The following is an 18,357-nucleotide window of genomic DNA, read 5'->3' on the forward strand; positions in this document are numbered from 1 at the left end:
AGCGTCTAGAGTTAAAGCGTTTATCAATCCCTTAGGAGTGCAAGGATGAAATCCACCCTGATGCTGTCCCTCGGCCTCGCCGCCGGCCTGCTGCTGGCCGGCTGCGCCAGCAAGACCACCCAGCCCTCGCAGTATTCCGGCTTCCTCGGCGACTACTCGCAGCTACAGCCGGCCACCTCGGCCAGCGGCGCGCCGGTGCTGCGCTGGGTTTCGCCGGACTACAAGGCGAGCAACTACGGCTCGGTTTACATCGAGAAGCCGGTGTTCTATCCCGCGCCGACCCCCAGCGCCCAGGTCAGCCAGGCCACCCTCGACCAGGTCGCCAATTACCTGCACCAGTCCATGCGCCGCGAGCTGCAGAGCCGCATGACCGTGGTCGACCAGCCCAATGCGGACAGCCTGGTGCTGCGCAGCGCGATCACCGCGGTCAGCGTCTCCACCGAAGGCCTCAAGCCCTACGAGGTGATCCCCATCGCCCTGGTGCTGGCCGCCGCCAACACCGCCGCCGGCACCCGCGACAAGAACACCGAGATCTACGTCGAGCTGGAGGCGCTGGACGCGCGCACCAGTCAGCCGATGGTGCGGGTGGTACGCAAGGGCCACGGCCTGGAGCTGGAGAACGACAGCGAACAGCTGTCGCTGAACACCCTCAAGCCGGCGCTGGACGTCTGGGCCCGCGACGCCCGCGCCTTCCAGCCCTGACCGGTGCGCCGCGCGGGCGGCGGGCCCGCGCGGCAAACTCCGGTAACAAGCCGGGCGGGAACCCGGCGCAAGGTGGAGCACTCTGTTGGCGATCCGCCACTATCGAGTAGTACCCCATGTCGCTTGCCGCCCTGGCTCCCGATACGTCCTCCCATCGCCTGCCCTGGTCCCTCGCCCTGCCGCGCCTGCTCCTGCTGAGCACCCTGAGCGCCGGCCTGCTGATGGCCGACGACTTCATCCAGCAACTCTTCACCAGCGCCAACCAGGCCGAGCTCGAAGCGCGCTTCGTGGTGGTGGTCTGGCTGTTCGCCCTGGGCCTGTGGCTGTGCGGCATGCCGCGCCTGGTGGCGAGCCTGCTGGTGCTGCTGGCCGGCATGCAGCTGATCCAGCTCAGCCATGTGTCGTTCTTCGGCGAGCCGCTGGCGGCGCCGGACATCGTCAGCCTGTTCGCCGACTTTGCCGAGGTGCGCGAGACCGGCTGGGCCAGCTTCGCCGACCACTGGCACGTGCTGCCCACGGTGCTGCTGCCCTACGGCCTGCTGCTGGCCCTGCACCTGTGGCTGCCGCGGCGCCTGCGTCTGCCGCAGAGTCGCTGGGCCCTGCTGATCATCGTCCTGGTGCTGGCGGCCAAGCCCTGGCGCGCCACCTACCGCGACTACAGCTCCTTCCTCCCAGGGCCGACCCGCAGCGGCCTGCACAACAGCTTCAATGCCTTCGCCTTCTATGGTGTGCGCCTGGCCTTCCGCCCGGCCGAGGCGCTGCCCAGGGCGCCGTTCGTGCCCTACCGGGTCACCCCGGTGGCCAGCGGCGCCAAGCACGTCTGGGTGGTGGTGGCCGACTCGCTGCGCACCGACCGCCTCGGCCTGTTCGGCCACACGCGCGACACCACCCCGACCCTCAGCCGCCTGCACGCCGAGGGTGCGCTGCTGGCGCGACCGGGCATCGCCTCCGGGGTGGCCACGGCGGTCAGCCTGCCGATGCTGCTCAACCTGATCCGCGAACCCGGCCAGCCCGAGCTGCTGCGCCAGCAGCCGCACAACCTGTTCGCCCTGGCCCGCGCCAGCGGCTTCCGCACCCACTGGCTGTCGGCCCAGGAATCCAAGCTGCTCAGCCACCTGGGCAGCCGCCACCTGGACGTCAGCATCACCCGCGAGGACCACCCGCTGCTGTTCCTCAAGCGCCACGACCACGCCCTGGTCGACCTGCTCGGCGAGCAGCGCTGGGGCGAGCGCAATTTCGCGGTGATCAACCTGCGCACCGCGCACCTGCCTTATGAGGAGAACTACGACCAGCACAACGAGCCGCTGCCGAGCTGGCCGGTCGACCCGGCGCTGCCGCGCGAGGAACGCCAGCGCAACGCCTACGACAACGCCATCGGCTACCTGGATGACGTGCTCGCCGAGGTCATCGCCCGCTTCGACCAGCTGCAGGGCGAGCGCTACCTGCTGATCACCGGCGACCACGGCCAGCTGCTGGGCGAAGGCGGGCGCTGGGGCCACAACGACCTGCTGCCGCAGGTCGCCGAGGTGCCGGTGATGGTGCTGGCGCGCGAAGCGCCGGAGACGGCGCTGGAGTCGCTGCGCCAGGAGCAGTGGATCAGCCACCACGAGGCCGGGCTGTGGCTGGCCGAGCGCCTCGGCCAGCGGGTGGAGAATCCCAACCGGGTCGCCGGCGAGCACTTCGTGCAGGGCAAGCAGCTGTTCGGCGACAACATGATCCAGCGCGTACGGGAAACGCCCGCGGGCCTGGTGTTCGACGAGCCGCGCCTGCTCAGCCGCTGGCTGCGGGATCTGGGGGAGGCGCCATCCACGCCCTGAATGGCGCTTGCGATCGACCCCGCCGGTAGCGGAGGCTGGGCAGCAAACCGATCAGGAGTCTGCCATGCCCAGCCTCAACCCCAGTCGCGAACAGTTGGCCGCCTTTGCCGAGCAGATGCCGGACGATGCACCGATCCTGATGCTCAACCTGCTGCGCTATCGCGAGGCGGCCGACTACCCGGCCGACAGCGAGCACGCCCCCTGCAGCGGACGCGAGGCCTATCGGCGCTACAGCCGCACGGCTCTGGCCAAGGTGCAGGGCGTGGGCGGCAGGGTCGAGCTGCTGGCGGCCGCGCAGGTGGCGCTGATCGCCCCCGCGGGCGAACAGTGGGACGAGCTGCTGCTGGTGCGCTATCCGTCCAAGGCGGCCTTCCTCGGCATGCTCGCCGATCCCGAATACCACGCCGCCACCGTCCACCGCACGGCGGCCCTGGCCGATTCGCGGCTGATCGGCTGCCTGCCGCCGGGTTGACTCAGGCGCCCCGCTGACGCTCCACCAGGTGGCGAAACTGGCGGGCGGTCAGCGGCTTGGCGAACAGCCAGCCCTGCCCGCAGTGGGCGCCCTGCTCGGCGAGGAACAGGGCCTGGGCCTCGTGCTCGATTCCCTCGGCCACCACCTTCAGGCTCAGCTCGTGGGCCATGCGGATGATGTGCGGCGCCACCCCGCTGCTGGCGGCGTCGTGGCCGAGGGCATCGACGAACGACTTGTCGATCTTCAGCACGTCGGCCGGCAGCTCCTGCAGGTAGGCCAGGCTGGAATAGCCGGTGCCGAAGTCGTCGATCAGCACCCGGTGGCCGTTCTCGCGCAGCTGCGCCAGCACGCCCTTGGCCGCCTGGATGTCGGCCAGGCCGGACTCGGTGACCTCGAAGGCGATCTGCCCGGCGCCGACCCGGTATTGCAGCAGCAGGCGGCTGGCCAGCTCGCCGATGCGCGGCTCGGCGACGTCGCAGGCGGCCAGGTTGATCGACACGTACAGGCCCGGGTGCGCGCGCAGGAAATCGCCGAGCTGGGTCAGCACCTGCTCCAGCACGTAGTCGGTGATCTCGCGGATCTGCCCGCTGCTCTCGGCCATGGGGATGAAGTGGTCGGGGCCGAGCAGCTTGCCGTCGGCGCGACGCCAGCGCACCAGGGCCTCGGCGCCGACGCAGCGGCGGCTGGCCAGGTCGAAGATCGGCTGGTAGCGCACGCGCAGCGCGCGGCGGCGCAGGGCGGCCGGCAGCGAGCCGCCGAGGGACTGGCGATAGCGCACCTGGTAGAAGGTCAGCACGGCCGCCAGCAGGGCCAGCAGCACCGCCACCGGCAGCCAGCCCAGCAGCCCCTGGCGCAGGCGCTGCTGCAGGGCGCTGCGGTCGGCGAACAGCACCAGATCGAAGTCCGGGCTGCGCGTGGGCATGCGATAGATCAGCTGGCGGGCGCTGAGCAGCAGGGGCTCGTCCGCCGGCCAGCCGCCGGCTGGTGGCCAGTCCTGGGCCGCGCCCAGCACCGGCAGGGCCCGGTCACTGGCCCGCGCCACGATCAGCAGGCTGCCGCCGGCGGGTAGCTCGACCATGTCGGCGAGGTGGCCACGGGAGGTGGACAGGCGGAAATAGCCGCGCCCCACCACCAGGGCGGCCAGGTCGTCATCGGGTTGCGTCGAGGTGTTCAGCCAGTAGCGCTGCCGCCGTCCTTCGATATCCGGCGGGCGCTCCGGGCCCAGGGAGCTGCGCCGCGGCGAGGAGGAGCAGCGCTGGTCGCCACCGATGAAGGCCGCCTCGTAGACGAAGCGGTGCTGGAACACCACCCGCCGCAGGGTCTCCACCATGGCCAGGTCGCAGCCGCGCAGGGGCTGCTGTTCCAGTTCGTCGAGGGCATCGCCGAGCTGGCCGAAGACCTGCTCGATGCGTTGCAGAAAGCGCTGGCCCTGGGCCTGCAGGCGTTCGCTCTCGGCCTGCTGGGCCTGGCGGTTGGCCAGCCACAGCCCCAGCGCACCAAACAGCAGGGCGGCGAGCAGGCCGACCAGCAGGGCCGCCGGCCAGGGGCGGAACAGGGCGCGGCGCAGCCGCGGCAACCGGGGCGACATGGGCCGGACTCCAGACTGGGGTCCCTCAGGTATAGCCCACTCAGGACGACTGGTTGAGCACCTGCAGAATGGCCGCGCTCTCGGCATCCGGCTCGCCGTCGTAGCGCGCCGGGCGGTACTTCATCTGGAATGCCGCCAGCACGTTGCGCGTGGCCTGGTCCAGTTCGCCGCTCTGCGGCGTCGGGTAGCCGAGCTGCTCGAGCTGGCGCTGGAACCAGGCGATATCCGGCAGGGCGGTGGCGAAGCGGGCCCGCTCGCGGGCCACCGCGGCGGCCTGCGGCCAGCGGATCAGCCCGGCTTCGGCCAGGCGCTGCCAGGGGAACAGCGGGCCCGGGTCGACCTTGCGCTGCGGGGCGATGTCGCTGTGGCCGATGATGCTGTCGATCGGCAGGTCATGGCGCTTGACCAGGTCCTGCAGCAGGGTGATCAGCGCCTGGATCTGCGCCTCGCCGTAGGGTTGCCAGTAGCGCCCGGCGGGGCCGTCGTAATAGCCCTGGTTGACCAGCTCGATGCCGATGGTGCTGGCGTTCAGCCAGGTCCGCCCCTGCCACTCGCTTTCCCCGGCATGCCAGGCTCGGCGGTTCTCGTCGACCAGGCGGTAGACCCTGGCCGAGCCGTCGGCGATCAGGTAGTGGGCGCTGACCTCGCCCTGGGTGAGCAGGGCCAGGGAGTGTTGCAGGTCGGTGGAGGTGTAGTGCAGCACGATGTACTGCACCCGGCTGCTCTGCCCGCGGGAGCTGAAGCTGTCGTCGATGCGCGGGCCGCCGGCGCAGCCGGCGAGCAACAGGGTGGAAAGGAGAAGGGCGGCGAATCTCATGGGTTCGGGACACGGCGGATCGGAGGCGCAGTGTAACCCCGCTGCAGCCGTGTCGCGAACCGCCTCAGGGGGCGATGTGGAAGACGCTCTGCAGGTTGTCCAGCAGCATGTCGACGCTGAGCATGATCAGCAGCATGCCGGTCAGCCGCTCCACCGCGGTGAGGCCGCGCTGGCCGAGGAACTTCTGCAGCCAGGAGGCCTGCAGCAGGATGCTGGCGGTGGCCAGCCAGGCCAGGCCGACCGCCAGGTACAGCTCCCACAGCGGGCCGTCGTGGGTGCTGCGCAGGGTCATCAGCACGGCCAGCGCCGAGGGTCCGGCCACCGCCGGGGTGGCCAGCGGCACCAGCAGCGGCTCGCCGTCCGGCAGGTCGCCCAGCACGCCCTCGGGACGCGGGAAGATCAGGCGCATGGCGATGACGAAGAGGATGATGCCGCCGGCAATGGCGGTGGACTCACGCGACAGGCCCAGGCCGCTGAGGATCTTGTCGCCGAAGCTGAGGAACAGCATCAGCAGCGCCAGGGCCAGCAGCAGCTCGCGCAGGGCCACGCGCATGCGCCGCTCGGGGGCGACGTTCTTCAGAGCGGCGAGGTAGATGGCGATGTTGCCGAAGGGATCGGTGACCAGAAACACCAGGACGGCGATGCCGAAGATTTCCATGCGAGGCTCCTTGGGGAATGCCTACAGTTTATCCGGCGCCGCCGCTGGCGTCCCGGCATCGCGTTTCGCCACCCGGAGACGGACGACAGGACAAACGGCCGTCCGCTGCAGCCAGGGCGGCATACTCTTAAGTGCAGGTTGACCCCGAGGATCTTTGCCATGCGCCGAGTGCTGTTGTGGTTCAAACAGGATCTGCGTCTCGACGATCACCCGGCCGTGCAGGCCGCCCTGGACGCCGACCGGCTGCTGCCGCTGTACGTCTTCGACCCGGCGCTGCTGCGCCCCTGCGCCTACGGCAACCGCCGCCTGGGCGTGCACCGTGCGCGCTTCCTGCTGGAGAGCCTGGCGGCCCTGGATGGCGAGCTGCGCCAGCGCGGCTCCGGGCTGCTGGTGCTGCAGGGCGATCCGGCGCAGCTGGTGGCGCGCCTGGCCGAGCAGCTGGACATCGACGAGGTACTGACGCTGGGGGAAATCGCCCCCGAAGAACGCGCCCAGCTCGCCACCCTGCGCGCCCGCCTGGGGGCCGCCAGCCTGCGCGAACTGCCGGCCAACCACCTGCTGCGCATCGAGGAGCTGCCTTGCCCGGTGCAGGAGCTGCCGCTGGTATTCAGCCGCTTCCGCGAGCAGGTCGAGCAGCGCCAGCCGGTATTCCAGCCGCGCCCGGCACCGGCGCGCCTGCCGGCCCTGCCGGACAACGCCCACGCCTACTTCACCAGCCTGCCCAGCCTGTCCCAGCTGGGCCTGGGCGAGCCGCTGGTGGTACCCAACAGCGCTTTCCCCTTCTCCGGCGGTGAGCCGGCTGCGCAGGCGCGGCTGCGCGACTACCTGTGGCTGAGCCAGGGTGTGCGCCGCTACAAGGAGACGCGCAACGGCATGATCGGCAGCGAGTACTCGTCCAAGCTCTCGGCCTGGTTGGCCAACGGCAGCCTCTCGGCGCGGCGCGTGGTAGCAGAGCTGCGCCGCCACGAGTCGCAGTACGGGCGCAACGAATCAACCCAGGCGCTGTGGCTGGAACTGCTCTGGCGCGACTTCTTCCGCTGGACCCTGGTCCGCCACGGCGCTGCCCTGTTCCGTGCCGGCGGCCTGAAGGCCTCGCCTGCCGGCCCCCTGCGACTGGACGAGCGCTTCGACAGCTGGTGCCAGGGGCGCACCGGCATGCCGCTGGTAGATGCCTGCATGCGCGAGCTGGCAAGCACCGGCTTCATGTCCAACCGCGGCCGCCAGGTGGTGGCCAGTTACCTGGTCAACGACCTGCAGCAGGACTGGCGCCATGGTGCCGCCTGGTTCGAGGAGCACCTGCTGGACTACGACCCGGCCAGCAACTGGGGCAACTGGGCCTACCTCGCCGGAGTGGGCAACGACCCGCGCCAGCAGCGCCTGTTCAACGCCCTGCGCCAGGCCCGCCAGTACGATCCGGACGCCACCTATGTCAGCCTCTGGCTGCCGGAGCTGCGCGGCGTGCCACAGCACCTGCGACATACGCCCTTCCTGCTGCCGCACCTGCAGCTGGACAGCCTCGGCTACCCACGCCTGGAGCGCATCCCGGACAACTGGAAGCCCTACCTGCCCAGCGCGGCCTAGGTCGCCAGGCGCAACTGGGCGGCCTTAGCCGCTAGGCCCGTGCGATGCGGTTGCGCCCCTCGCGCTTGGCCCGGTACAGCGCCTGGTCGGCGCGCTCGAACGCGACCTCGGCGCTCTCACCGGCGGCGAAGGCGGTCAACCCGGCGGACAGGGTGATGGTCACCGGCTCGCCGCGGAAGTGGAAAGGGCAGGCCTCGATGGCGTCGCGCAGCGTCTCCAGCAGCTGCAGTCCGCCCTCCGGTGGCGTGCTGGGAATCAGCAGGACGAACTCCTCGCCGCCGAAGCGGGCGAGAAAGTCGGTCTTGCGCAGGCGCCTGGCCAACTCGCCGGCGATGATCTTCAGCACCTTGTCGCCGGCCAGGTGGCCGTAGCCGTCGTTGATCCGCTTGAAGTGGTCGATGTCCAGCACTGCCAGCAACAGGTCGCCGCCGTAGCGCTTCCAGCGCGCCACCTCCAGCTCCAGGCGCTCGCTCCAGCCGGCGCGGTTGGCCAGGCCGGTGAGCGGATCGGTGAGGGCCTTCTGCCGCTGCTCCTCGATATGCTCGCGAAAGCCCTGGGCCTCCTGCTCCATCTCGCTGACCTTCTGCGCCAGGGCCTGCAGGCGCCGGGCGACTTCCTCCTCGCGTCCCTCGCGCTGGCGCTGGTGCTCGACCACCGTGCCGAGCAGGCCGTCCAGGCGCTGCTCCAGGGCCTGCTTGAGGCTGGCCAGGTCGACCGCCTCCTGTACGCTGGCCTGCAGGCCGCTGACCTGCTCGCGCAGCTCGCGGTTGAAGCTGCGCGCGCTCTCCACCGACTCGCTGTAGCCCTCATGGGCCTGGCCGAGGGTGTCGAGGAAGGCGGCCAGGCGCTCGTTGAGCTGCTTGAGGTAGCCAGCGAACTCGCGCTGGCCGCTGTCGGTGACGGCCAGCACCAGCACGGCCAGGTCGTCCAGCACCGGCACCAGCTCGTACCAGTTCAGCCCGCCCTGCACCCGCTCGCGCAGGGCCTGGCCCTGGGGCTGGTGATGGGGTGGCAGCTCCAGCTCGTCGAGCAGTCCCAGCAGGCTCTCCGCCACATGCGGCGCCACCGCGCTGTAGCCGGGCTCGGGGCGCTCGGGCAGGGAGAATTCGGGGTTGCCCTCGCCGATCAGGATGCGCGCATCCAGTGGCAGGCTGTCCAGGCTGGCTGGCGCGGCAGCCGGCGCCACGCGGGCGGTGACTGCCGCGGGCGGGGCGACTTCGGCAGCGACCGCGGCGGGCCGGGGTGGTGGCTCGGCCGTGGCGACTGGCGCCGGGGGAAGACTCTCGTCCTCGTCCACATCAAGCGCGGCGCGGTCCAGGGTCGCCTGTTCGGCAGCGGCCGGCGCCTCGTCGCGGCCGCTGCCGAACAGGCGTTGCAGCAGGCCGGGGCGCGCCGCCTGCTCGCTGCCCAGCACGGCCAGGGCCTTCTCCTGCAGGCTGCTCAGCTCCGCCAGCAGGGCCGGCAGCTCGCGCGGCTGGCTGGCGCGCTCGTCGATGCGCTTGGCGAACTGCTTGAGCGCCTTGCGCACCTCGCGCGGCGGCTCCAGGGCCAGCAGCTGTTGGGTCAGCCCGTTGAGGCCGGCGATGTTCTGCTCGACGCGCTGCTGGCGGCGCTGCTCGGAGTCCAGCACGGCCTTTTCCAGGCGCGGAATCAGCGCGGACAGGCCGGCGTCCATCTGCTCGCCACGGATGAGCTCGCGCAGCTCCTGCATGCACTGGTCGACCGCCTTGTCGCTGCCCTCGGCGGCCAGCGAGCTGCGCACCAGGCCGCGGCGCAGCAGGTCGAGGCGCTCGTTCCAGCGCTGCTCCTGCAGCTCCTGCTGCTCCAGGCTCTGCAGGTACTTGGCTTTCCAGCGCTGGGCTTCATCGGTCATGGTGGCGATCCAGTGGCAAAGCCACTACAGCATAGGCAGGTTGAGGCCACCCGGCAGGCGGATTTCCACCGCCACGGGCAGATGATCGGAGATCGGCTGGCTCAGCACCGCGACCCGCTCCAGCACCAGTTCGGAGCTCAGCAGGATGTGGTCTAGACAGCGCTGTGGCCGCCAGCTGGGGAAGGTCGCGTCGATCTGCGGCGCGACCAGGCCGAGATCGCGCAGCGGCGAGTGCTGCAGCAGCTCGACGGCATGGGTGTTCATGTCGCCCATCAGCACCACGTGGCGATAGCCACCGATCAGCTCGCGGATGTAGGCGAGTTGGCGGGTGCGGGTACGGGCGCCGAGGGCCAGGTGCATGTTGACCACCGCCAGCGCCTCGGCGCCTTCGCCGAAGCGCAGCAGCACGGCACCTCGACCGGGCGGGCCGGGCAACGGATGGTCCTCCAGCAGGCTCGGCTGCAGGCGGCTGAGCACGCCGTTGCTGTGCTGCGCCAGGCGCCCGAGATTGCGGTTGAGCTGCTGGTACCAGTAGGGAAAGGCTCCCAGCTCGGCCAGCTGCTCGACCTGGTTGACGTAGCCGGAACGCAGGCTGCCGCCGTCGACTTCCTGCAGGGCGACCAGGTCGTAGTCGCCGAGCAGCGCACCGATGCGCTGCAGGTTGCCGGCACGCCCGGGATGCGGCAACAGGTGCTGCCAGCCGCGGGTCAGGTAGTGGTGGTAGCGTTCGGTGCGGATGCCGACCTGAATATTGAAGCTGAGCAGGCGCAGGCGGCCTTCGGCATGGCCGCCGGAGTCCGCACAGCGGCCGTTGACCTGCGCCTGGCGCAGGCCCGCGGTTCGCCCGGAACTCCAGCGGCGCAGCATGGCGGGTGCCTCAGTTGGCGACCGTCGCCTTCTCTGTCGCGCTGCCGGAAGCGGCACGCTCCTTGTCGATCAGGAAGTCGGCCACCTGCAGGGCCTGCTGCGGACCGCCGGAGGAGGTGATGTCGAAACGGTACTTGCCGTTGACCACCAGCACCGGCACGCCGGTGATCTGGTAGGACATCGCCAGCTTCTTGGCCTTGGCCATCTGGCCCTTCACCGCGAAGGATTTGAAGGTGCTGAGGAACTTGTCCTTGTCCACGCCCTGACCGGCGAGGAACTCGGCCATTTCCTCCGGGTCGGCCAGCTTGCGCTTCTCCTGGTGGATGGCGCGGAACACGGCGTCGTGCACTTGCTGCTCCACGCCCATGGATTCCAGGGTGATGAACAGCTGGCCGTGCACGTCCCAGATGCCGCCGAACAGCGCCGGCACGCGCACGAAGTTGACGTCGGCCGGCAGCTTCTCGACCCAGGGGTTGAGGGTCGGCTCGAACTGGTAGCAGTGCGGGCAGCCGTACCAGAACAGCTCGACCACTTCGATCTTGTCGGGCTGCGATACCGGTACCTGCTGCTTCAGCTCGACATACTGGCGGCCGGCCTCGATGCTTTCGGCCTGGGCACTGACGCCGAGCAGGCTGAAGGTGGCGAAGGCGGCGCTGAGAATCAGGTTACGCATGCAGAACTCCTTGGCGATGGGGGCCGCGCGGGGCGCGCGGTTCGATTCGACCGGCGGCGCCACGACGGGTTCCGGCATTGTAGCGGCAGCACCAACGAAAAAGGGTGGCCATGGCCACCCTTTTGTTTGCGCCTGTCAGCGCCCGGTCAGTGCAGGCCCTGCACGTAGCTGGACAGCGCTTCGATGTCCTTGTTGCTCAGCTTGGCGGCGATGGCACGCATGATCATGGCGTCGCCGTCGTTGGTACGGTTGCCTTCGCGGAAATCGGTCAGCTGCTTGGCCACGTACTGGGCATGCTGGCCACCCAGTTTCGGGAAGCTGGCAGCGGCCAGGCCGGCGCCATCCGGGGAATGGCAACCGGTGCAGGCCGGCATGCCTTCGGCCAGCTTGCCGCCGCGGAACAGCGCTTCGCCGCGCTCGACCAGCTTGGGATCGGCGGCACCGACGCTCATCTTCTGGCTGGCGAAGTAGGCGGCGATGTCGGCCAGGTCCTGGTCGCTGAGGTTGGTCAGCATGCCCGTCATCTCGACGATCTGCCGCTTGCCGGACTTCACGTCATGCAACTGCTTGAGCAGGTATTTCTCACCCTGGCCAGCCAGTTTCGGGAAGTTCGGCGCGGCACTGTTGCCATCGGCGCCATGGCAGGCGCCACAGACGGCAACCTTGGCCTTGCCGGCTTCGGCATCACCCACGATAGGGTTGGCGGCTTGCGCGGCCACGGAGACGCCCAGGCTCAACAGCAGACTCACGAGTACTTTGTTCATCAGCTAATCCAATAACGGCTAGAGGTAATAAGGTTTTCTTACGGGGCTACTCGCTCATCACCTTGATGACGGCCTGGTAGTCCTCGGCACTGCAATCCATGCACAGGCCACGGGGTGGCATGGCATTCAAACCGTTGGTGACGCTCTGTACCAGCGCATCCATGCCCTTGGCCAGTCGTGGCTCCCAGGCCGCCTTGTCGCCCCGCTTGGGCGCGATCGGCAACTGACCATTGTGGCAGGCCGCACAGGCCTTGGCATAAACCGCTTCCGGATCCTGCGCCGCCTGCGCGGCACCCGACAACCACAGCAATGCTGCACTGACGACCAGCACTTTCTTCATAGCCAAACCTCGATCAGGGAGGGAACGGCCTGCGTCTAGTCGCGCAGCGGGTTATGTCGCGTTCCCGGCAGAAGGACAAAGCGCACACAAAATCTGCGGCATTATATACTGGCGTCGCTGAAACGGAAGCGACAGCATGCCGCGCCCCCTGGCGCCGCCACGCGTTCCGGCTCCCCGCCCATACGGACTCCCCATGTCATCCAAGAACCCCATTCTCGGCCTGTGTCAGCAGGCCAGCTTCATGATCAGCGCGGCCAAGGTCGAGCAGTGCCCGGACGACCAGGGCCTGGAAGTGGCCTTCGCCGGTCGCTCCAACGCCGGCAAGTCGAGCGCGCTGAACACCCTGACCCATGCCAGCCTGGCGCGTACCTCGAAGACCCCCGGGCGCACCCAGCTGCTCAACTTCTTCCGCCTGGACGACGAACGCCGCCTGGTCGACCTGCCGGGATACGGCTATGCCAAGGTGCCGATTCCGCTCAAGCAGCACTGGCAGAAGCACCTGGAAGCCTACCTGGGCAGCCGCGAGAGCCTGTGCGGCCTGATCCTGCTGATGGACATCCGCCATCCGCTGACCGAGTTCGACTGCATGATGCTGGACTGGGCCAAGGCCAGCGGCATGCCGCTGCACATCCTGCTGACCAAGGCCGACAAGCTGGCCTTCGGCGCGGCGAAGAACGCCCTGCTCAAGGTGCGCCAGGAGATCCGCAAGAGCTGGGGCGACGAGGTCGCCAGCATCCAGCTGTTCTCGGCGCCCAAGCGCCAGGGCGTGGAAGAAGCCCAGCTGGTGCTGGCGCACTGGCTGGGACTGATCGAAGGCGAAGGAGAGGCCGGCGAGGAAGGCTGAAGCGCGGGCAAGCCATTGTCCGGAGCGATGGCTGCGCTCACTTGCACGGCCCGATGGGTTTTCGCCAGGCAAAAAAAACCCCGGGCTTCGTATGGGGAGGGAGAAGACCGGGGTTCAATTCTGAACCGCTAGGGCGGGGTTCAGAGATCTGCCAACACTAAAACACAGCTAGGAGCATCGAAGGGCTTCGTTGCCATTCACGATCTCTGACCTCCCGCCACGACGAATAGTTCAGATTTTTTTAAATCGCATTGCGATAAGCAGGCCTGTCTTTAGTAGCGACCAACACAGACCTGCGACCTTATGCCGCAACCCCTCAGTGCGCCTCGTCCCAGTTGTCGCCCACCCCGGCCTCGACCACCAGCGGCACGTCCAGCTCGGCGGCGCCGCTCATCAGCGGCAGCAGGCCGGCCCTGAGCGCCCCGACCTGATCCTCGCGAATCTCCAGGACCAGTTCGTCGTGCACCTGCAGTATGACTTTGGCGTCCAGCCCGGACTGCGGCAGCCATTGGTCCACGGCGATCATCGCGCGCTTCATGATGTCCGCCGCGGTGCCCTGCATCGGCGCGTTGATCGCCGTGCGCTCGGCGCCCTTGCGCAGCGCCGGATTCTTCGCATGGATGTCCGGCAGGTACAGGCGGCGGCCGAACAGGGTCTCGACATAGCCCTGCTGGCTGGCCTGCTCGCGGGTGCGCTCCATGTAGGCGAGCACGCCGGGGTAGCGGGCAAAGTAGGTGTCGATATAGGCCTGCGCCTGCTTGCGGTCGACGCCGATCTGCTTGGCCAGGCCGAAGGCGCTCATGCCGTAGATCAGGCCGAAGTTGATCGCCTTGGCGCTGCGGCGCTGGTCGGAGCTGACCTGCTCCAGCGGCACGCCGAACACCTCGGCGGCGGTCGCGCGGTGCACGTCGCGGTCGTGGCGGAAGGCGTCCAGCAGGCCCTCGTCCTTGGCCAGGTGGGCCATGATGCGCAGCTCGATCTGCGAGTAGTCCGCCGACATCAGCTTGTAGCCCTTGGGCGCGACGAAGGCCTGGCGGATACGCCGGCCCTCGGCGGTGCGGATCGGGATGTTCTGCAGGTTCGGGTCGGTCGAAGACAGCCGGCCGGTGGCCGCCACCGCCTGGTGGTAGCTGGTGTGGATGCGCCCGGTGCGCGGGTTGATCTGCTCCGGCAGCTTGTCGGTGTAGGTGCTCTTCAGCTTGCTCAGGCTGCGGTACTCCATCAGCAGCTTGGGCAGGGCGTGGTCCTGTTCGGCCAGTTCGGCCAGCACGTTCTCGGCGGTGGACGGCTGGCCGGTGGCGGTCTTGCTCAGCACCGGCAGGCCGAGCTTGTCGTAGAGGATGGCGCCGAGCTGCTTGGGCGAGCCGAGATTGAACTCCTGGCCGGCCAGATCGTAGGCCTGGCGCTCCAGCGCCACCAGGCGCTCGCCTAGCTCCAGGCTCTGCTGGCCGAGCAGCTTGGCATCGACCAGCGCGCCGTTGCGCTCGATACGCGCCAGCACCGGCACCAGCGGCATCTCGATGTCCTTGAGTACCTTGGCCAGGCTCGGCGTGGCCTGCAGTTTGGCCCACAGGCACTGGTGCAGGCGCAGGGTCACGTCGGCGTCTTCCGCCGCGTAGGGGCCGGCCTGCTCCAGGGCGATCTGGTCGAAGGTCAGCTGCTTGGCGCCCTTGCCGGCGATGTCCTCGAAGCGGATGGTGCTGTGCTCCAGGTACTTCATGGCCAGGCTGTCCATGTCGTGGCGGGTCGCCGTGGAGTCCAGCACGTAGGATTCCAGCATGGTGTCGAAGGCCACGCCCTGCACCTCGATCGGTGTGGTCGCGTGGGCCAGCACGTTCATGTCGTACTTGGCGTGCTGGCCGACCTTGGCCTTGGCCGGGTCTTCCAGGATCGGCTTGAGCGCGCGCAGCACCGCGTCGCGATCCAGCTGCGCCGGCACGCCCATGTAGGAGTGGGCTAGCGGCACATAGGCGGCCTCGCCGGCCTCGACGGCGAAGGACACGCCGACCACCTGGGCCTGCTGCGGGTCGAGGCTGGTGGTCTCGGTGTCGAAGGCGATCAGCTCGGCGGCTTCCAGCTTCTTCAGCCAGGCGTCGAAGCGGGCCTGCTCCAGCACCGTCTCGTAGCGCGATTCGCTGGCCGGCTGCTCGGCAACGGCAGTAGGCTCGGGCGCATCGAACAGGCCACCGGTCGGCGCCGCCACCGTGGCCGGACGGGCCTTGGGCTGCTGGCGCTGCAGCTCGTCGAGCCAGCCCTTGAACTCCAGTTCGGTATACAGGGTGACCAGCGCGGCGCGGTCCGGCTCGCCGGGGTGCAGATCGTCGACGCCGACGTCCAGCTCGACGTCGGTCTTGATGGTCGCCAGCTGGTAGGAGAGGAAAGCCATGTCCTTGTGCTCGGCGAGCTTGGCCGGCAGGGTCTTGGCGCCGCGGATCGGCAGCTCGGGGACCTTGTCGAGGTTGGCGTAGAGCACCTCGAGGCCGCCGCCGACGCCCACCAGCAGGCCCAGCGCGGTCTTCTCGCCGACACCCGGCACGCCGGGGATGTTGTCCACCTTGTCGCCCATCAGGGCCAGGTAGTCGATGATCAGCTCGGGGCCGACGCCGAACTTCTCGCGCACGCCCTCGATGTCGTAGACGCTGCCAGTCATGGTGTTGACCAGGGTGACGTGCGGGCAGACCAGCTGGGCCATGTCCTTGTCGCCGGTGGAGATCACCACGTCGCGGCCGAGCGCCGCGGTCTGCCGGGCCAGGGTGCCGATCACGTCGTCGGCCTCCACGCCCTCCACGCACAGCAGCGGGTAGCCGAGGGCGCGCACGGCGGCGTGCAGCGGCTCGACCTGGCCGCGCAGCTCCTCGGGCATCGGCGGGCGGTGCGCCTTGTAGTGCTCGAACATCTGGTCGCGGAAGGTCGGGCCCTTGGCGTCGAACACCACCGCGAAGGGGCTGTCCGGGTACTGCTTGCGCAGGCTCTTGAGCATGTTCAGCACGCCCTTCACCGCACCGGTCTGCAGGCCTTTGGAGTTGGCCAGTGGCGGCAGGGCGTGGAAGGCGCGGTACAGGTAGGAGGAACCGTCGACCAGAACGAGAGGGGCATTGGACATGCTTGGGATCAACCTTTTGCCGGGTGCGAGCGCTAGAATGGCTGCATCAACCTGAAGAAAGGGACAAGGTTACCATGCGCCTGCTCACCCGCCTGACCCTGGCCGCCCTGCTGGCCGCCAGCCCGATGCTCGCCCTGGCCGAGGAAGAAGTCACCGGCGACCCGGACGTGACCATCCGCCAGGACGGCGACAAGACCATCGCCGAGTACCGGCAGAACGGCTTCCTCTACGCCATCAAGGTCACGCCGAAGAACGGCAAGCCCTATTTCCTGGTGCGCGCCGACGGCAGCGAGGGCAACTTCATCCGCTCCGACCAGCCGGACATGCTGATTCCCGCCTGGGAAATCTTCAGCTGGTAAGCCTATGTCCGTCTTCACGCCCCTCGAACGCCACGAGCTGGAAGCCTTCCTCGAACCCTACGGGCTCGGCCGCCTGAAGGACTTCCAGGGCATCGCCGCCGGCAGCGAGAACAGCAACTTCTTCATCAGCCTGGAGGGCGGCGAGTTCGTCCTCACCCTGGTGGAGCGCGGCCCGCGCGCCGACATGCCATTCTTCGTCGAACTGCTGGAGCGTCTGCACCAGGCCGGCCTGCCGGTGCCCTATGCGGTGCCGACGCAAAGCGGCGAGGCCCTGCGCGAACTGGCCGGTAAGCCGGCGCTGCTGCAGCCGCGCCTGGCCGGCAAGCATGTCGACCAGCCCAACGCTCACCACTGCGCGGAAATCGGCACCTGGCTGGCGCGCCTGCACCTGGCCACCCGCGAGCATATTCTGGAACGCCGCAGCGACCGTGGCCTCGACTGGATGCTGGAGGAAGGCCCGGTGCTGGCCCTGGAGCTGCACGACGAGCAGCTGCCGCTGCTACGCGACAGCCTGCACGAGGTGGCCGAGCTGAAGGCGCGCATCCTCGCCCTGCCGCGCGCCAACCTGCATGCCGACCTGTTCATCGACAATGCGCTGTTCGACGGCAACCAGCTGGCCGGGGTGATCGACTTCTACAACGCCTGCTCCGGGCCGATGCTCTACGACCTGGCGATCACCCTCAACGACTGGTGCTCGCTGGCCGACCAGCGCCTCGATCTGCCACGCGCCCAGGCGCTGCTCGGCGCCTATGCCGCACTGCGGCCCTTCACCCGCGCCGAGGCCGAGCTGTGGCCGGCCATGCTGCGCATCGCCTGCCTGCGCTTCTGGCTGTCCAGGCTGATCGCCGCCCGCCGCTTCCAGGGCCGCGACGTGCTGGTCAAGGATCCCGGCGAGTTCCAGCGCCGCCTGGCGCAACGTCAGCAGGTCAGTCTGGCGCTGCCCTTCGCCCTCTGAGGCGGTCGCAGGCTAGAGGCTTTCCAGGCAGCCGGCCAGCTGCCCGGCCAGCTCCTCCAGCAACTGCTCGTAGCTGCGCGCCTCGACGCCCAGGGCATCCAGCTCGGCCAGCCGCACCGGCAGGCCGGCGGAGAGGGTCTCGGCCAGGCGCGGACGCAGCGGCGGCTCGCTGAACACGCAGGCTGCGCCGGCTGCCTTGAGTCGCTCACGCATCGCCGCGACATGCCGGGCGCCGGGCTGCAACTCGCTGGCGGCGGTGAACACGCCGGCATGCTGCAGGCCGTAGGCGCTCTCGAAATAGTCGAAGGCCTGGTGGAAGACAAAGAACGGCTTGCCGGCCAGCGGCGCCAGGCGCGTCTTGAGCCGACCATCCAGTGCATCCAGGCGCTGTTCGAAGGCCTGCAGGTTGGCCTGGTACAGCGCGGCATTGGCCGGGTCGGCCGCAGACAGGTCGGCGGCCATCCTGGCGGCGATCACCCGCGCATTGGCCGGCAGCAGCCAGAGGTGCGCGTCCAGGCTGCCGGGGCGGTGGTCGTGGTCATGATCGCCGTGGCCATGCGCGTCGTGATGCTCGTCCTCGCCACTCTCGGCCTGGCCAAAGTGGCGCAGGGTCATGCCCGGCAGCTCCTGCACCGCCACGCTGGGCTTGTCGCGACCCGCCAGTACGCGCGGCAGGAAACCTTCCAGATCCGGGCCGACCCAGTACAGCAGGTCGACGTCCGCGACCCGGCGCACATCGGACGGGCGCAGGGCGAAGTGATGCGGCGAGGCGCCCGGCGGCAACAGCACTTCGGGGCTGCCGGCGCCCTCCTGCACGGCCGCGGCGATCAGTTGCAGCGGCTTGATGCTGGTCAGCACCCGTACTTCGGCGCGGGCAGAAAGGGCGGTAAGACTGAGCAGGAGCAGAACGAGGAGGCGCGACACGGAACAACACTCGGCGGGCA

17 protein-coding genes are annotated in these 18,357 nt (G+C 69.1%); 7 read left to right on the plus strand and 10 right to left on the minus strand.

Going from position 1 to position 18,357, the window contains the following annotated elements; translation table 11 throughout:
• Nucleotides 1-45: 45 nt before the first annotated feature.
• From AAG092_RS11060 to AAG092_RS11070, 3 genes are all read left to right on the plus strand, one after another.
• Entirely contained in the window at nucleotides 46-702 is a 657-nt protein-coding gene (locus AAG092_RS11060) for a DUF3313 domain-containing protein (protein WP_373386703.1), read from the plus strand.
• 116 nt (nucleotides 703-818) lie between these two features.
• Nucleotides 819-2,519: a sulfatase-like hydrolase/transferase gene (locus tag AAG092_RS11065; RefSeq protein WP_373386704.1), complete on the plus strand. Its 1,701-nt coding sequence runs from the start codon at nucleotides 819-821 to the stop codon at nucleotides 2,517-2,519.
• 64 nt (nucleotides 2,520-2,583) lie between these two features.
• A complete protein-coding gene (locus tag AAG092_RS11070; protein WP_373386705.1) occupies nucleotides 2,584-2,991 on the plus strand; it encodes a DUF1330 domain-containing protein in 408 nt (135 codons plus the stop codon).
• A gap of 1 nt (nucleotide 2,992) precedes the next feature.
• Here the strand turns inward: AAG092_RS11070 and AAG092_RS11075 are convergent, their stop codons facing one another.
• The 3 genes from AAG092_RS11075 to AAG092_RS11085 all read right to left on the minus strand — a co-directional run bounded on the left by AAG092_RS11075 (nucleotide 2,993) and on the right by AAG092_RS11085 (nucleotide 6,054).
• On the minus strand, nucleotides 2,993-4,579 hold the full coding sequence (locus AAG092_RS11075) for an EAL domain-containing protein (RefSeq protein ID WP_373386706.1): 1,587 nt from the start codon (nucleotides 4,577-4,579) through the stop codon (nucleotides 2,993-2,995).
• 40 nt (nucleotides 4,580-4,619) lie between these two features.
• A complete protein-coding gene (locus AAG092_RS11080) occupies nucleotides 4,620-5,396 on the minus strand; it encodes an N-acetylmuramoyl-L-alanine amidase (RefSeq protein WP_373386707.1) in 777 nt (258 codons plus the stop codon).
• Between the two features lie 64 nt (nucleotides 5,397-5,460).
• Nucleotides 5,461-6,054, minus strand: coding sequence for a MarC family protein (locus tag AAG092_RS11085; protein WP_110680519.1), 594 nt, complete (start codon nucleotides 6,052-6,054; stop codon nucleotides 5,461-5,463).
• 159 nt (nucleotides 6,055-6,213) lie between these two features.
• Between AAG092_RS11085 and AAG092_RS11090 the strand changes: the two genes are divergently transcribed.
• On the plus strand, nucleotides 6,214-7,635 hold the full coding sequence (locus tag AAG092_RS11090) for a DASH family cryptochrome (RefSeq protein ID WP_373386709.1): 1,422 nt from the start codon (nucleotides 6,214-6,216) through the stop codon (nucleotides 7,633-7,635).
• A gap of 31 nt (nucleotides 7,636-7,666) precedes the next feature.
• On the opposite strand, the gene AAG092_RS11095 is transcribed toward AAG092_RS11090, so the two are convergent.
• The 5 genes from AAG092_RS11095 to AAG092_RS11115 all read right to left on the minus strand — a co-directional run bounded on the left by AAG092_RS11095 (nucleotide 7,667) and on the right by AAG092_RS11115 (nucleotide 12,152).
• Nucleotides 7,667-9,508, minus strand: coding sequence for a GGDEF domain-containing protein (locus AAG092_RS11095; protein ID WP_373386710.1), 1,842 nt, complete (start codon nucleotides 9,506-9,508; stop codon nucleotides 7,667-7,669).
• Between the two features lie 24 nt (nucleotides 9,509-9,532).
• Nucleotides 9,533-10,375 carry an endonuclease/exonuclease/phosphatase family protein gene (locus tag AAG092_RS11100; protein ID WP_373386712.1) on the minus strand — a complete coding sequence of 281 codons (843 nt, stop codon included), beginning with the start codon at nucleotides 10,373-10,375 and terminating at the stop codon, nucleotides 9,533-9,535.
• 10 nt (nucleotides 10,376-10,385) lie between these two features.
• Nucleotides 10,386-11,048, minus strand: coding sequence for a thiol:disulfide interchange protein DsbA/DsbL (locus AAG092_RS11105; RefSeq protein ID WP_373386714.1), 663 nt, complete (start codon nucleotides 11,046-11,048; stop codon nucleotides 10,386-10,388).
• 146 nt (nucleotides 11,049-11,194) lie between these two features.
• Nucleotides 11,195-11,812 carry a cytochrome c gene (locus AAG092_RS11110; protein ID WP_373386715.1) on the minus strand — a complete coding sequence of 206 codons (618 nt, stop codon included), beginning with the start codon at nucleotides 11,810-11,812 and terminating at the stop codon, nucleotides 11,195-11,197.
• A gap of 46 nt (nucleotides 11,813-11,858) precedes the next feature.
• Complete coding sequence (locus AAG092_RS11115) at nucleotides 11,859-12,152, minus strand: cytochrome c5 family protein (protein ID WP_373386716.1); 294 nt, start codon at nucleotides 12,150-12,152, stop codon at nucleotides 11,859-11,861.
• Nucleotides 12,153-12,345: 193 nt separating this feature from the next.
• Here AAG092_RS11115 and yihA point away from each other — a divergent pair, with 193 nt between their 5' ends.
• On the plus strand, nucleotides 12,346-12,996 hold the full coding sequence (gene yihA, locus AAG092_RS11120; RefSeq protein ID WP_373386718.1) for a ribosome biogenesis GTP-binding protein YihA/YsxC: 651 nt from the start codon (nucleotides 12,346-12,348) through the stop codon (nucleotides 12,994-12,996).
• Nucleotides 12,997-13,312: 316 nt separating this feature from the next.
• Here the strand turns inward: yihA and polA are convergent, their stop codons facing one another.
• Nucleotides 13,313-16,099 (minus strand): DNA polymerase I, encoded by a 2,787-nt coding sequence (gene polA / locus AAG092_RS11125; RefSeq protein WP_373386720.1) that lies wholly within the window; start codon nucleotides 16,097-16,099, stop codon nucleotides 13,313-13,315.
• A 74-nt stretch (nucleotides 16,100-16,173) separates the two neighbouring features.
• On the opposite strand from polA, the gene AAG092_RS11130 reads away from it, so the two are divergent.
• Nucleotides 16,174-16,458 carry a DUF2782 domain-containing protein gene (locus tag AAG092_RS11130; protein WP_373386721.1) on the plus strand — a complete coding sequence of 95 codons (285 nt, stop codon included), beginning with the start codon at nucleotides 16,174-16,176 and terminating at the stop codon, nucleotides 16,456-16,458.
• Nucleotides 16,459-16,462: 4 nt separating this feature from the next.
• Nucleotides 16,463-17,413: a homoserine kinase gene (locus tag AAG092_RS11135; RefSeq protein ID WP_373386723.1), complete on the plus strand. Its 951-nt coding sequence runs from the start codon at nucleotides 16,463-16,465 to the stop codon at nucleotides 17,411-17,413.
• A 12-nt stretch (nucleotides 17,414-17,425) separates the two neighbouring features.
• Here AAG092_RS11135 and AAG092_RS11140 read toward each other — a convergent pair whose 3' ends face one another.
• Entirely contained in the window at nucleotides 17,426-18,337 is a 912-nt protein-coding gene (locus AAG092_RS11140) for a zinc ABC transporter substrate-binding protein (RefSeq protein ID WP_373386725.1), read from the minus strand.
• Nucleotides 18,338-18,357 lie beyond the last annotated feature (20 nt).

It is taken from the genome of Pseudomonas alcaligenes (assembly GCF_041729615.1).
In the GTDB taxonomy this organism is placed as follows: Bacteria; Pseudomonadota; Gammaproteobacteria; order Pseudomonadales; family Pseudomonadaceae; genus Aquipseudomonas; species Aquipseudomonas alcaligenes_B.

Excerpts from the sequence above, each read along its gene's own strand:
- AAG092_RS11090 (WP_373386709.1), top strand. The coding sequence starts at position 6,214 with ATGCGCCGAGTGCTGTTGTGGTTCAAACAGGATCTGCGTCTCGACGAT.
- AAG092_RS11130 (WP_373386721.1), top strand. The coding sequence starts at position 16,174 with ATGCGCCTGCTCACCCGCCTGACCCTGGCCGCCCTGCTGGCCGCCAGC.
- AAG092_RS11080 (WP_373386707.1), bottom strand. The coding sequence starts at position 5,396 with ATGAGATTCGCCGCCCTTCTCCTTTCCACCCTGTTGCTCGCCGGCTGC.
- AAG092_RS11135 (WP_373386723.1), top strand. The coding sequence starts at position 16,463 with ATGTCCGTCTTCACGCCCCTCGAACGCCACGAGCTGGAAGCCTTCCTC.
- AAG092_RS11100 (WP_373386712.1), bottom strand. The coding sequence starts at position 10,375 with ATGCTGCGCCGCTGGAGTTCCGGGCGAACCGCGGGCCTGCGCCAGGCG.
- AAG092_RS11095 (WP_373386710.1), bottom strand. The coding sequence starts at position 9,508 with ATGACCGATGAAGCCCAGCGCTGGAAAGCCAAGTACCTGCAGAGCCTG.
- AAG092_RS11105 (WP_373386714.1), bottom strand. The coding sequence starts at position 11,048 with ATGCGTAACCTGATTCTCAGCGCCGCCTTCGCCACCTTCAGCCTGCTC.
- AAG092_RS11060 (WP_373386703.1), top strand. The coding sequence starts at position 46 with ATGAAATCCACCCTGATGCTGTCCCTCGGCCTCGCCGCCGGCCTGCTG.
- AAG092_RS11075 (WP_373386706.1), bottom strand. The coding sequence starts at position 4,579 with ATGTCGCCCCGGTTGCCGCGGCTGCGCCGCGCCCTGTTCCGCCCCTGG.
- AAG092_RS11070 (WP_373386705.1), top strand. The coding sequence starts at position 2,584 with ATGCCCAGCCTCAACCCCAGTCGCGAACAGTTGGCCGCCTTTGCCGAG.
- AAG092_RS11115 (WP_373386716.1), bottom strand. The coding sequence starts at position 12,152 with ATGAAGAAAGTGCTGGTCGTCAGTGCAGCATTGCTGTGGTTGTCGGGT.
- AAG092_RS11085 (WP_110680519.1), bottom strand. The coding sequence starts at position 6,054 with ATGGAAATCTTCGGCATCGCCGTCCTGGTGTTTCTGGTCACCGATCCC.
- polA (WP_373386720.1), bottom strand. The coding sequence starts at position 16,099 with ATGTCCAATGCCCCTCTCGTTCTGGTCGACGGTTCCTCCTACCTGTAC.
- yihA (WP_373386718.1), top strand. The coding sequence starts at position 12,346 with ATGTCATCCAAGAACCCCATTCTCGGCCTGTGTCAGCAGGCCAGCTTC.
- AAG092_RS11110 (WP_373386715.1), bottom strand. The coding sequence starts at position 11,812 with ATGAACAAAGTACTCGTGAGTCTGCTGTTGAGCCTGGGCGTCTCCGTG.
- AAG092_RS11065 (WP_373386704.1), top strand. The coding sequence starts at position 819 with ATGTCGCTTGCCGCCCTGGCTCCCGATACGTCCTCCCATCGCCTGCCC.